We start from the raw sequence: 12267 nt of genomic DNA, 5'->3' as shown, positions 1-12267 counted from the left end.
TTGGCTCCCAAACGGCTCCCAAAACCGGGTCGCAAAGCAAATCGGGCCCGGCTCTGATCTCTCAGAACCGGGCCTGACCTGCTGTTTCAGCTGTCGGGGTGGCGGGATTTGAACCCACGACCTCTTCGTCCCGAACGAAGCGCGCTGCCAAGCTGCGCTACACCCCGATGTCCACCGGACTCCCGGCGACATCGATTACTTTAGCCCACCGGCGGCCGGAGGCGAAATCCGGTTTCTCCGGTGCTGGAACCACCCCGCCACGTTCGGCCGGAGGTGGTCCACGGCGGTGATCAGGACGCCCAGGGCGGCGAAGAGCAGGCCGAGGGCGAGGGACTGGGTGAGGGCGCCGGCGTAGCCGTACGTGTCGACGTCGAGGAACGGGTACGGGTAGCGGGCCGGGGTGCCGGGGGAGAGCAGGGCTCCGCGGGTCAGGGTGAGGCCCAGGTAGGCCAGGGGAGCCAGGAGCCAGAGCGGGATGTGGGCCAGGCGCAGGGTCCGGGGTGCGGTCAGCAGGAGCCAGTCCGCGGCGACGGCCAGGGGGGTGACCGTGTGGAGCAGGAGGGTCGCGGCGGGTGTGGGGGAGCCGGAGCCGTAGTTCACCAGCACCAGGTGGTGCATCAGCCCGGTGATCGCGGCGAGCAGCAGCACCCCGCCCGACAGGCGCGGCGACAGCGGCGGACCGCCTCGCCAGGAGCGTACGGCCGACCAGCCGAAGGCTCCCGCGACCAGGAGGTTCGCCAGGACCGTGAAGTGGATCAGCGTCGGTGGCGCGTACCCGGTCGCCAGGGCGACGGCCGGGCCCGCGGCCGCTGCCCCGCAGGCCGGGGCGCGCAGGGCCGCGGCCCAGGGGCGGCGGGGCCCGGTGGGGTCCGGGAGCACCTCTGCCGCCCGGGGGCGGGGGAGCAGGGCGGCCCGGGGCGCGGTCATGATTCGTACCGTAAGCGGGTGGGAAGACCCCCGCGATTCGTCGTCCGCCGCACTCGGGGCCTCAACCCCGCCGCGTCCGCCTGTGCCCGCCGCGCGGAAGGGGCCCCGCCCCGGTCAGGCCTTCGGGGTCAGCGTCAGCAGCGTGACCTCGGGCGGGCACGCGAAGCGGACCGGGGTGTAGCGGTTGGTGCCGCAGCCGGCGGAGACGTGGAGGTAGGAGCGGTGGGCTCCTGCCGTGTGGGTGGACAGGCCCTTGACCCGGTCGGTGTCCAGGTCGCAGTTGGTGACTAGTGCCCCGTAGAACGGGATGCAGAGCTGGCCGCCGTGCGTGTGACCGGCCAGGATCAGCGGGTAGCCGTCGGCCGTGAAGGCGTCCAGGGAGCGCAGGTACGGGGCGTGGACCACGCCGATGGAGAGGTCGGCGCCGGTTTCCGGGCCGCCCTGGACCTCGGCGTACCGGTCCCGCTTGATGTGCGGGTCGTCCAGGCCGGTGAACGCCAGCTCCATGCCGTCGAGCTTGAGGCGGCCCCGCGCGTTCGACAGGTCCAGCCAGCCCGCCTCGTCGAAGGCGTCGCGCATCGGCTCCCACGGGTTGTGGACGACGCCGACCGCGGGCTCGTTGCCGTTGAGGCCGTGCTTGCCCTGGACCTTCTCCAGGAGGTAGCGGGCCGGGTTGCGCAGCTTGGGGCCGTAGTAGTCGTTGGAGCCGAAGACGTACACCCCCGGGAACTCCATCAGCGGGCCGAGCGCGTCGAGCACCTCGGGCACGGCCTCCGGGTCGGAGAGGTTGTCGCCCGTGTTGACCACGAAGTCCGGGCGCAGGCCCGCCAGTGACTGGAGCCAGGCGCGCTTCTTGCGCTGACCGCTCACCATGTGGATGTCGGAGACCTGGAGCACGCGCAACGGGCGTGCCCCGTGCGGGAGTACGGGAACGGTGACCCGTCGCAGTCGGAACGAGCGGGCCTCGAATCCGGCGGCGTAGGCGAGTCCGGCGGCGCCGACGGCCGCGCCGACTGCCGTGACTTTCAGGGGTACTCCGTAGCGTGCGCGCATGTGCCCATCGTCGCAGAAGCGGCACCGTGAGCGGAAAACCGGTGGGCGGCCCGGGCCCCGCACCTGTCACAATCGCGGCATGACCACGCTCAAGTCCAAGCTCAAGGAAGACCTCCACACGGCCATGAAGGCGCGTGACGAGCTGACCTCGTCCACCCTTCGGCTCACCCTCACCGCGATCACCAAGGAAGAGGTCAGCGGCAAGTCGGCGCGCGAGCTCTCCGACGACGAGGTGCAGAAGGTGATCGCCAAGGAGGCGAAGAAGCGCCGTGAGGCGGCCGAGGCCTTCGCCCAGGGCGGCCGGACCGAGCAGGCCGAGCGGGAGAAGGCGGAGGGCGAGCTGCTCGACGGCTATCTGCCCAAGCAGCTCTCCGACGACGAGCTGAACGCGATCGTGGCGTCCGCCGTCGAGGAGGCGAAGGCCGCCGGGGCCGAGGGGCCGCGTGCGATGGGCGCCGTCATGAAGATCGTCAACCCGAAGGTCGCCGGGCTCGCCGAGGGCGGCCGGGTCGCCGCCGCGGTGAAGAAGATCCTCGCCGGCTGAGGCACGCGGGGAGCAGAACAGAAGGGTGGGCGCCCCGGTCGATCGATGACCGGGGCGCCCACCCTTTTCCACTATCTGTACGGGTACGGGTCAGGGGCCGTTCTGGCCTCGCCCGCCGCCACCGCCCGCTCCGCCGATCACGCCGTCCGGGAGCGGGATGTCGGGGAACCGGTTGCCGTCGCCGCCGGGCTTGCCGTCCTCGCGGTCCTCGTCGCCGCGGTCGCGGTCCCGGTCGCGGTCGCCCTTCTCCTTGTCCTTGTCCTTGTCCTTCTTCTCCTTGCCCCGGGGGACGGCGACCGGGTTGAACCCGGGGGTCTCGGCCGCGTCCAGCGCTCCGGTCATCGCGATGCGCCAGATCGGGCCGGGCAGGCAGCCGCCGCAGACCTTGTCGTAGTACTGGCCGCCGATGGTGACGTTGAACATCGAGCTCTTCTCGCCGATGTCGTCACCGACCCACACCGCGGTGGAGAGGTTCGGCGTGTACCCGACGAACCAGGCGTCCTTGCGGTCGTTGGTCGTGCCGGTCTTGCCCGCGTTGTCCCGGTCGCTGAGTCCGGCCTGCGTACCGGTGCCGTCCTCCACGACGCCCTTGAGCATCTGGTTGATCGTGTCCGCGGTCTTCTCGCTCATCGCCCGCGAACAGGACGTCTTCGGCACGGGGATCTGCTTGCCCTGCGGGTCCTTGATGGACTCGATGGCGATCGGCGTGCAGTACGTTCCCCGGTTGGCGAACGTGGCGTAGGCGCTGGCCATGGAGAGCGGGGTGCTCACCTCACTGCCCAGGGTGATCGACGGGTTCTCGACGACCTTCTTGCCGTCGCCGCGCTCGTAGCCGACCTTCTTGGCCATCTCCACGGTCTCGCAGAGGCCGGCCTTCTGCTCCAGCAGTGCGAAGTAGGTGTTGATGGACTTGCCGAGCGCGCTCGTCATGTCCCAGGTGCCCTTTTCGGACTCCAGCTCGTTCTGCAGGGGCCAGTCCGCGTAACCGGCGGGGGAGCCGGTGCAGTTCCGGAAGTCCCGCTCCTTGAGCGTCATCTTCCAGTCCGTCGAGAACGTCGTCGCCGGGCTGATGCCCTTCTCCAGCGCCGCCGCCGCGGTGAACGGCTTGAACGTCGAGCCGACCTGGAAGCCGTACGTGGAGCCGCCCATCTTGTTGCTGACGGACAGGTTGAGCACGGTCTCGTTCTGCTTCTGGTCCAGGCCGTACGGGCGGGACTGGCCCATGGAGAGGATCTTGCCGCTGCCCGGCCGGACCTGCACCACGGACGCCGCGAACTTGTCGTCCTTGTTGACCTTCGCGGTGGCGGCCTCGTTGGCCGCCTTCTGCGCGCGCGGGTCCAGCGTCGTCCGGATGGTCAGACCGCCGAGGTTCCAGAGCTTGGCCCGGTCCTCGTCGGTCTTGCCGAAGGCGGGGTCGGTGAGGATCGTCTTGCGGACGTAGTCGCAGAAGAAGCCGGAGCCGCTGACGGCGGTGATGCAGCCGTTCTTCGGCCGGGAGACCTTCAGCTCGATGGGCGCCTTCATGGCCTTGTCGGCCTCGGCCTGCGAGATGGTCTTGACCGCGGCCATCCGCGCCAGCACGGTGTTGCGGCGCTTGGTCGCTTCCTCCGTGTCGTTGACCGGGTCGTAGCGGCTCGGCGACTGGACGATGCCGGCGAGCAGCGCGGCCTCCTCCAGCTTGAGGTCCTTGGCGCGCTTGGAGAAGTAGCGCTGGGACGCGGCCTCGATGCCGTACGCCTGCTGCCCGAAGAACGTGATGTTGAGGTAGTTCTCCAGGATCTTCTTCTTGCCGAGCTCCTCCTCGACCTGGATCGCGTACTTCAGCTCGCGGACCTTGCGGCCGAGCGTCTGCTGCGTGGCCTCGGCGACCTTCTCCGGGTCGTCGCCCGCCTCCTCGACGAAGACGTTCTTCACGTACTGCTGGGTGAGGGTCGACGCGCCCTGCGCGGCCCCGCCCGCCTGTACGTTGCGGTTCATCGCGCGCAGGATGCCCTTGAGGTCGACCGCGCCGTGCTCGTAGAAGCGGGAGTCCTCGATCGCGATGATCGCGTCCTGCATGTACGGCGAGATGTCCTTGAGCGGGACGACCGTGCGGTCGCGGGAGTACACGGTGGCGATGGTTCCGCCGTCGCGGTCCTGGATCGTGGTCCGCTGACTGAGCGGTGGAGTCTTGAGGTTGGAGGGGATCTCGTCGAATCCTTCGACCGTCCCCTTGGCGGCGAGCCCCAGCGCTCCGGCTGCGGGCAGCGCGATGCCTGCCAGGACAGCTCCGGAGAGCGCGGCGACACCGAGGAACTTGGCGGCCTGCTGGGTCGTGGTGAGACCCCCGCCCGAGCGCTTCTTTGGCATAGGGGGCAGCCTAATCCGTAGTGATGAACGTGTCGCAGGAGCGGGGGTCTCCCGGAGCGTTCGCGTACCGGACCGTGACATCCGGCGACATCCGGGCGGGCGCGCGGGCGCATGCGGCTACGTTCCCATTCGCCGGACAGACGGACAGGCCTTGGCCTAAGCTGCTCCCAACTGTCACAGCAGTCCGGTTCCGTATCAAGCCCCCTGCCGTCCCATGCGCGTCTTCTGGTCATTCTTCACCCGGCCGACGCGCAACCGCATGGCCCTTCACGCACACAGCGAGGCGCTCCCGAAATCGCCCCGTATGTCGCGAGAAGTCCCCTGCAACTTGAGTGCACTGTCCTCTTTTCGTGGGGATGGTCGCGTATGTCCTCGGCTCACTCCCCTGGGTGATCTGCCGCATACGCATAGTCCGTTCGGACCATTCAAGATTGGGCCCGAAGGGGGTGTTGTGCTGTCCCCACCTTCCGTAACGTCCTCAACTGGCAGCGGTGAATATGCCGCTACCGCCGTGGGGGAGCCTCGATTCGGGAGAGGACGGCGCCGGCATGGGCTGGGTAACCGACTGGAGTGCGCAGGCAGCCTGCCGCACTACCGATCCGGATGAACTGTTCGTACAAGGGGCAGCGCAGAACAGAGCCAAGGCGGTGTGCACCGGATGCCCGGTGCGGACCGAGTGCCTGGCCGATGCGCTGGACAATCGCGTCGAATTCGGCGTGTGGGGCGGAATGACGGAGCGGGAGCGCCGCGCACTGCTGCGCCGCCGGCCGACCGTCACGTCCTGGCGCCGACTGCTGGAGACCGCGCGCAGCGAGTACGAGCGGTCCACCGGCATTCTGCCCGGAGTCATCGGGCTGGAGGACGAGGAGCTGCACGAGACGTACGCTGCCGTGGGGTAAGCGCGGGCACCATGAGGCCGGCCCGGCGTCACGAGGCCGGCGTCACGAGGTCGACGGCACGAGGCCGGTCACCGCGAGGTCAGGCCCCGCCGCTCGGGACGGTGTCTACGCCGCTCCGGCCGGAGCCGGGGCGGAACCGCCCGCCAGGCGGTCGCCGATGGCCCGGAGGCCGTCCAGGTCGTGTACGTCGCCGGGCAGCGCCGCCACGGCCGTCACCGGCACCTCGGGGTGCAGAGCGGTGAAGCGGTCGCGGGTGCGGTGCTCGCGGGCGACGACCTGCATGCGCTCGGCGTGCAGGCGCAGCAGACCCGCCGTCAGTTCCTCGATGCTGATGACGTCGGTGGCGTCGGCGGTGTCGATCGCGTCGGCGGTGTCGCCCTCGGGGGCGGTCGCGATGTTCTTGGTGTTCGCGGTGTTGTCGTTGTTCGCCTGGGGCGGTTCGTTCTCCGTCGTGTCCTGGTGCTCGGCTGCGGGCTCGGTGCCGGACGCCTGCCCGGCCTCGGGGGAGAGGGGCGGCTCGGTCGTTCCGGAAGCGGTGACCGCCGGGTCGGGGGCTTCCTGGTCACCAAGGCCAGCTTTCCCGGCCCTCTGATCCACAATGCGGGCGTCGTCAAGATTTTCTGCGGCGGTCAGCGCCTGCTCGGCGGAGAGCCGCGAAGCCTCGCTGCCGTGCACGCGGTTGAGGACCAGACCGGCCAGCGGCATGTCCTCGGCGGCCAGCCGTTCCACGAAGTAGGCGGCCTCGCGCAGCGCGTCCTGTTCCGGGGTCGCGACCACGAGAAAGGCCGTGCCGGGCGCCTGGAGCAGCTTGTACGTGGCGTCCGCCCGGCTGCGGAAGCCGCCGAACATGGTGTCCATGGCGGCGACGAACGTCTGGACGTCCCGCAGGAACTGGCCCCCGAGCAGCTTGCCCAGCGTTCCGCTCATCATCGACATACCGACATTGAGGAACTTCATCCCGGCCCGGCCGCCCACCTTCGCGGGCGCCATCAGCAGCCGGATGAACTTCCCGTCGAGGAACGACCCGAGCCGTTTCGGGGCGTCGAGGAAGTCCAGCGCGGAGCGCGAGGGAGGGGTGTCGACGATGATCAGGTCCCAGTCGTCGCGGGCCCGCAGCTGCCCGAGCTTCTCCATCGCCATGTACTCCTGCGTACCGGCGAACCCGGCCGACAGGGACTGGTAGAAGGGGTTCTCCAGGATCGCCCGGGCCCGCTCGGCGTCCGCGTGCGCCTCGACCGTCTCGTCGAAGGTCCGCTTCATGTCGAGCATCATGGCGTGCAGTTCGCCCTCGCCGTCGATGCCGTCGACCCGCCGGGGCACGTTGTCCAGCCGGTCGATGCCCATGGACTGGGCGAGCCGGCGGGCCGGGTCGATGGTGAGGACGACGGCCTTCCGGCCGCGCTCGGCCGCCCGTACGCCGAGGGCGGCGGCGGTCGTGGTCTTGCCGACCCCGCCGGAGCCGCAGCACACGATGATCCGGATGCCCGCGTCGTCTAGCAACGCGTCCGTGTCCAGGCCACCGTCGGTGCTCGGACCGCCGTCGGTGGCCGGCCCGCCGTCCGTGGCCGGACCGCCGTCCGCCGCCGTCGGCAGCGCCTGATCCGTACCGGATGTGTCCGCCGTCATGCCGCGTCCCCCTCTTCGCCCGCGCCCTGCTTACGGAGCTCCGTGGCCAGGTCGTGCAGCGCGGTGAGGTCCACCCCGTCGCCGATCAGCGGGAGCTCCGCCGTCGGCAGGCCGAGCCCGGCCAGCACCGCGCGCTGCTCCCGCTCCAGGCCGACCCGCTCGGCGTGCTGGGCCGCCTGCTCGACCAGGGGGCGTACGAGGGCCGCGGAACCGGTCACTCCGGACCGGGTCAGCGCCTTGGCGATCTCCTTGCGGCGGCCGCCCGCCGCGGTGCGCAGGGCGTCCTCGTCCAGCAGATGCGGGCGGACCATGTTCACGAAGACGCTGCCCACGGGCAGTTCGGCGGCGCGCAGCTCGGCGATGCCGTCCGCGGTCTCCTGGACCGGCATCTCCTCCAGGAGGGTCACCAGATGGACCGCGGTCTGCGGGGACTTCAGGACCCGCATCACGGCCTGGGCCTGGTTGTGTATCGGGCCGATCCGGGCCAGCCCGGCGACCTCGTCGTTGACGTTCAGGAAGCGGGTGATCCGGCCGGTCGGCGGTGCGTCCATGATCACGTGGTCGTAGACGAACCGGCCCTGCTTGTCCTTGCGGCGTACGGCTTCGCACGCCTTGCCGGTCAGCAGGACGTCCCGCACGCCGGGCGCGATGGTGGTGGCGAAGTCGATCGCGCCGAGCTTCTTCAGGGCCCGGCCGGCGCTGCCGAGCTTGTAGAACATCTGGAGGTAGTCGAGGAGCGCGCGTTCGGCGTCGATGGCCAGCGCGTACACCTCGCCGCCGCCCGGCGCGACGGCGATCTTGCGCTCCTCGTAGGGGAGCGCGTCGGAATCGAAGAGCTGGGCGATGCCCTGCCTGCCCTCGACCTCGACGAGGAGGGTGCGCCTGCCCTCGGTCGCGAGGGCGAGCGCGAGGGCGGCGGCGACCGTGGTCTTACCGGTACCGCCCTTGCCGCTGACGACCTGGAACCTGCTCACGTATTCGAGCCTAACCAGTCCGGCCCCGGGCTACGCACGGGACCGTACGTGCCAGGCGTTACAGTCGGGCCCATGACCAAGTGGGAATACGCGACCGTGCCCCTTCTCGTGCACGCGACCAAGCAGATTCTGGACACCTGGGGCGAGGACGGCTGGGAGCTGGTCCAGGTCGTTCCCGGCCCGAACAACCCCGAGCAGCTCGTGGCCTACCTGAAGCGGGAGAAGCCGTAGTGGCGGGCGCCGTCGAGGCGCGGCTCGCCGAGCTCGGCCTGACCCTGCCCGCCGTCGTGCCGCCGCTGGCCTCGTACCAGCCGGCCGTGCGGTCCGGGGTGTACGTGTACACCTCCGGCCAGCTGCCGATGGTGGACGGCAAGCTCGCCGTCACCGGCAAGGTCGGCGCCGAGGTCACGCCGGACGAGGCGAAGGAGCTCGCGAAGACCTGCGCGCTCAACGCCCTGGCCGCCGTGAAGTCGGTCGCCGGCGATCTGGACCGGATCAAGCGCGTCGTGAAGGTCGTGGGCTTCGTCGCCTCGGCCTCCGACTTCACCGGGCAGCCCGCTGTGATCAACGGCGCCAGCGAGCTGCTGGGCGCGGTCCTCGGCGACAAGGGTGTGCATGCCCGCAGCGCCGTGGGCGTCGCCGTGCTGCCGCTGGACGCACCGGTCGAGGTCGAGGTCCAGGTGGAGCTCGACGACGAGGCCTGAGCCGTAAGCCGTACCGACCCCTTTTCGATGTTCCTCCCGATCCCGTCCGGTCCCGCGACCGGGCGGGATCGCGTGTGTATCGGGACCGCGTGTGTACGGGGCATGCCGGGCGTGTACGGAGTATGGCGGGCGTGTACGGGGCATGGCGGGCCCCTGTGACGATCACGGAGCCCCTCGAACATCGGCGCGGTTCCGGATAGCCTCCGGCCATGTCCCAAGGTCAGTGGTACCCCCCGGAATGGCCCGACCGGATCCGGGCCCTCGCCGCCGGTGAGCTGACGGCCGTGACACCCCGGCGGGCCGCCACCGTGATGTTGCTCCGCGACCCGGGCGGGCGGGGCGATGCGTCCGGCCCCGTCGTGCACATGCTCCGCCGCCGCACCTCGATGGCGTTCGCCGGAGGCGCGTACGCCTATCCGGGTGGCGGAGTCGATCCGCGCGACGACGACCGGCTGATCGGGTGGGCCGGGCCTCCGTTGGAGCAGTGGGCCGCCCGGCTCGGCGTGGCGACGGTCACCGAGGCGCAGGCCGTCGTCTGCGCGGCGGTGCGCGAGACGTTCGAGGAGGCGGGCGTCCTGCTCGCGGGGCCGACCGCCACGACCGTGGTCGGCGACACGACCGGGGAGGACTGGGAGGCCGACCGGGAGGCGCTGGTCGCCCGGGACCTGTCCTTCGCGGAGTTCCTGGACCGGCGCGGACTGGTGCTGCGCTCGGACCTGCTGGGCGCCTGGGCGCGCTGGATCACCCCGGAGTTCGAGCCGCGCCGGTACGACACCTGGTTCTTCGTCGCCGCGCTTCCCGAGGGGCAGCGCACCCGGGACGTCTCCACCGAGGCCGACCGCACGGTGTGGATCGCCCCCGCCGAGGCGGCCCGCCGCTACGACGCGGGCGAGCTGCTGATGATGCCGCCCACCGTGACCACGCTGCGGGCCCTCACGCCGTACAGGACGGCCGCCGAGGCGCTCGGGGCGGCCGACGGGCAGGACCTGACCCCGGTGCTCGCGCAGGCCCGCCTGGAGGGCGGTGAGCTGGTGCTGAGCTGGCCGGGGCACGACGAGTTCACCAAACACGTGCCCGCGGCGGGATCCGGGGGTGGTGGCGCGTGAGCGACGCGGCCTCCCTGCCCGGACAGCCGCGCGGAACCGTGGTCTCCGGGCCCGCGACCGCCCGTACGGTCAACGTCCTCGCGCCCAACCCGTCCGCGATGACGCTCGACGGGACGAACACCTGGATCGTGGCCGAGCCCGATTCCGATCTCGCGGTCGTCATCGATCCCGGGCCGCTCGACGACGTACACCTGCGGGCCGTGATCGGGGCGGTGGAGCGGTCCGGGCGGCGCGTGGGCCTCACGCTGCTGACCCATGGGCACCCCGACCACGCGGAGGGCGCGGGCCGGTTCGCGGAGCTGACGGGGACGAAGGTGCGGGCCCTGGACGCGGCGCTGCGGCTGGGCGACGAGGGCCTCGGGGCGGGCGACGTGATCACCACCGGCGGCCTGGAGCTGCGCGTGGTGCCGACGCCGGGGCACACCGCGGACTCGCTCTCGTTCCATCTGCCCGCCGACCGGGCGGTGCTGACGGGCGACACGATCCTCGGCCGCGGTACGACGGTGGTCGCGCACCCGGACGGGCGGCTCGGCGACTACCTGGACTCGCTCAGGCGGCTGCGGTCGCTGACGGTCGACGACGGCGTCCACACGGTGCTGCCGGGCCACGGGCCGGTGCTGGACGACGCGCAGGGGGCGGTGGAGTTCTACCTGGCCCACCGCGCGCACCGGCTCGCCCAGGTGGAGACGGCGGTGGAGGCCGGGCACCGTACGCCGTCGGAGGTGGTGGCGCAGGTGTACGCCGATGTGGACCGCTCCCTGTGGCCGGCCGCCGAGCTGTCGGTGCGGGCGCAGCTGGAGTACCTCGCCGGGCACGGGCTCATCTAGGGCATGTCCGGCGCCGCGTGAACGGGAAGGCCCCGCCGACCGGTGCGTACTCCGGTCGGCGGGGCCCTTCGCGTCACGTCACACGGGACATCGGTCCCGTACGGGGGTACGGGGGCGGGCTCAGCGCGAACGCTTCGCCAGCCGCTCCACGTCCAGCAGGATGACCGCACGGGCCTCCAGGCGCAGCCAGCCGCGGCCCGCGAAGTCCGCGAGCGCCTTGTTGACCGTCTCGCGGGAGGCGCCGACCAGCTGGGCCAGCTCCTCCTGGGTGAGGTCGTGCACGACGTGGATGCCTTCCTCGGACTGGACGCCGAAGCGGCGCGACAGGTCCAGGAGGGCACGGGCGACACGGCCCGGCACATCGGAGAAGACCAGGTCGGACATCTGGTCGTTGGTCTTGCGCAGCCGTCGGGCGACCGCGCGCAGCAGCGCGGTGGCCACCTCGGGCCGGGCGTTCAGCCAGGGCTGCAGGTCGCCGTGGCCGAGGCCGAGGAGCTTGACCTCGGTCAGCGCGGAGGCGGTCGCCGTACGCGGGCCGGGGTCGAAGAGCGAGAGCTCACCGATCAGCTCGCCGGGGCCGAGCACGGCCAGCATGTTCTCGCGCCCGTCGGGCGAGGTGCGGTGGAGCTTCACCTTGCCCTCGGTGACCACGTACAGGCGGTCACCCTGGTCGCCCTCGTGGAACAGCGCGTCTCCGCGCGCGAGGGTCACCTCACTCATCGAGGCGCGGAGCTCCGCGGCCTGCTCATCATCGAGCGCCGCGAAAAGCGGGGCGCGCCGCAGAACGTCGTCCACGAATTCTCTCCTTGTCGGCCTGTTCAGGGAACCGTGGTCCCCATCATGCCGGACGGTAAAACAGTGCGATCAATCACAAACCAGTTTGACGCACGGGCGTGCCGGACCCTACGGCAGGGGGCCGATCGGGGGTGGATCCGCCGTGACAGCGGTGGTTGTCGGTGCCTGGCTCTAGGCTGGCCGGGTGTCCAGAACGCCGGGGAGAGCGCAGGCCAAGGGGGCTGACGGGGTGCTGAAGGGCGACGATTCCGCTGTGGGCGAACAGCCTCGGTCGCGCCCCGGGATTGCCGCGAATGGCTCCCTCGGAGAGGTGCACGGCTCCCCCGGAGAGCCGGGGAAGCCGCTCCGGAAGTCGGCCAGGAGGTCCGCAGTGTCATCGTCAACGCCCGCCGAACCAGCGAAAGCATCGAAAACGTCGAAAACGTCGAAAACGTCGAAAGCCGCCAAACCGGCCAAGGTGCCC

At 71.0% G+C, this 12267-nt stretch carries 12 protein-coding genes and 1 tRNA gene; 6 read left to right on the top strand and 7 right to left on the bottom strand.

The genetic code is table 11. The annotated features are described in order from the left end of the window. Positions 1-93: 93 nt before the first annotated feature. From ACIQPT_RS24045 to ACIQPT_RS24035, 3 genes are all read right to left on the bottom strand, one after another. Positions 94-167, bottom strand: a tRNA-Pro gene (locus ACIQPT_RS24045). Between the two features lie 28 nt (positions 168-195). After that, on the bottom strand, positions 196-927 hold the full coding sequence (locus ACIQPT_RS24040; RefSeq protein ID WP_401158316.1) for a Pr6Pr family membrane protein: 732 nt from the start codon (positions 925-927) through the stop codon (positions 196-198). A gap of 114 nt (positions 928-1041) precedes the next feature. Next, positions 1042-1980 carry a metallophosphoesterase gene (locus ACIQPT_RS24035; RefSeq protein WP_401158313.1) on the bottom strand — a complete coding sequence of 313 codons (939 nt, stop codon included), beginning with the start codon at positions 1978-1980 and terminating at the stop codon, positions 1042-1044. A gap of 79 nt (positions 1981-2059) precedes the next feature. Between ACIQPT_RS24035 and ACIQPT_RS24030 the strand changes: the two genes are divergently transcribed. Then, the gene (locus tag ACIQPT_RS24030) at positions 2060-2524 is read left to right on the top strand and encodes a GatB/YqeY domain-containing protein (protein ID WP_401158310.1); all 465 of its coding nucleotides are present in this window, start codon (positions 2060-2062) and stop codon (positions 2522-2524) included. 90 nt (positions 2525-2614) lie between these two features. Here the strand turns inward: ACIQPT_RS24030 and ACIQPT_RS24025 are convergent, their stop codons facing one another. Then, positions 2615-4873 (bottom strand): transglycosylase domain-containing protein, encoded by a 2259-nt coding sequence (locus tag ACIQPT_RS24025; RefSeq protein ID WP_401158308.1) that lies wholly within the window; start codon positions 4871-4873, stop codon positions 2615-2617. A 548-nt stretch (positions 4874-5421) separates the two neighbouring features. Here ACIQPT_RS24025 and ACIQPT_RS24020 point away from each other — a divergent pair. Continuing rightward, on the top strand, positions 5422-5772 hold the full coding sequence (locus ACIQPT_RS24020; protein ID WP_006126397.1) for a WhiB family transcriptional regulator: 351 nt from the start codon (positions 5422-5424) through the stop codon (positions 5770-5772). A 105-nt stretch (positions 5773-5877) separates the two neighbouring features. Here the strand turns inward: ACIQPT_RS24020 and ACIQPT_RS24015 are convergent, their stop codons facing one another. Continuing rightward, positions 5878-7398 (bottom strand): ArsA family ATPase, encoded by a 1521-nt coding sequence (locus tag ACIQPT_RS24015; RefSeq protein ID WP_401158306.1) that lies wholly within the window; start codon positions 7396-7398, stop codon positions 5878-5880. Further along, positions 7395-8372 (bottom strand): ArsA family ATPase, encoded by a 978-nt coding sequence (locus ACIQPT_RS24010; protein ID WP_401158303.1) that lies wholly within the window; start codon positions 8370-8372, stop codon positions 7395-7397. The genes ACIQPT_RS24015 and ACIQPT_RS24010 overlap by 4 nt, the downstream gene beginning before the upstream one ends. A gap of 72 nt (positions 8373-8444) precedes the next feature. Between ACIQPT_RS24010 and ACIQPT_RS24005 the strand changes: the two genes are divergently transcribed. From ACIQPT_RS24005 to ACIQPT_RS23990, 4 genes are all read left to right on the top strand, one after another. Further along, positions 8445-8603, top strand: a complete 159-nt coding sequence (locus ACIQPT_RS24005; protein WP_019992579.1) for a DUF4177 domain-containing protein — start codon at positions 8445-8447, stop codon at positions 8601-8603. After that, positions 8603-9076 (top strand): RidA family protein, encoded by a 474-nt coding sequence (locus ACIQPT_RS24000; protein ID WP_401158300.1) that lies wholly within the window; start codon positions 8603-8605, stop codon positions 9074-9076. Before ACIQPT_RS24005 ends, ACIQPT_RS24000 begins: the two co-directional genes overlap by 1 nt. 209 nt (positions 9077-9285) lie before the next feature. Then, the gene (locus ACIQPT_RS23995; protein ID WP_401158298.1) at positions 9286-10182 is read left to right on the top strand and encodes an NUDIX hydrolase; all 897 of its coding nucleotides are present in this window, start codon (positions 9286-9288) and stop codon (positions 10180-10182) included. Next, the gene (locus ACIQPT_RS23990; protein WP_401158296.1) at positions 10179-11009 is read left to right on the top strand and encodes an MBL fold metallo-hydrolase; all 831 of its coding nucleotides are present in this window, start codon (positions 10179-10181) and stop codon (positions 11007-11009) included. The genes ACIQPT_RS23995 and ACIQPT_RS23990 overlap by 4 nt, the downstream gene beginning before the upstream one ends. 120 nt (positions 11010-11129) lie before the next feature. Here the strand turns inward: ACIQPT_RS23990 and ACIQPT_RS23985 are convergent, their stop codons facing one another. After that, the gene (locus ACIQPT_RS23985; protein ID WP_003967450.1) at positions 11130-11804 is read right to left on the bottom strand and encodes a Crp/Fnr family transcriptional regulator; all 675 of its coding nucleotides are present in this window, start codon (positions 11802-11804) and stop codon (positions 11130-11132) included. Positions 11805-12267: the final 463 nt, after the last annotated feature.

The organism is Streptomyces sp. NPDC091289, from assembly GCF_044757365.1.
Lineage (GTDB): Bacteria > Actinomycetota > Actinomycetes > Streptomycetales > Streptomycetaceae > Streptomyces.
Note: the sequence above shows the minus strand (reverse complement) of the source record. Positions and strands in the feature narration are given on the sequence as shown.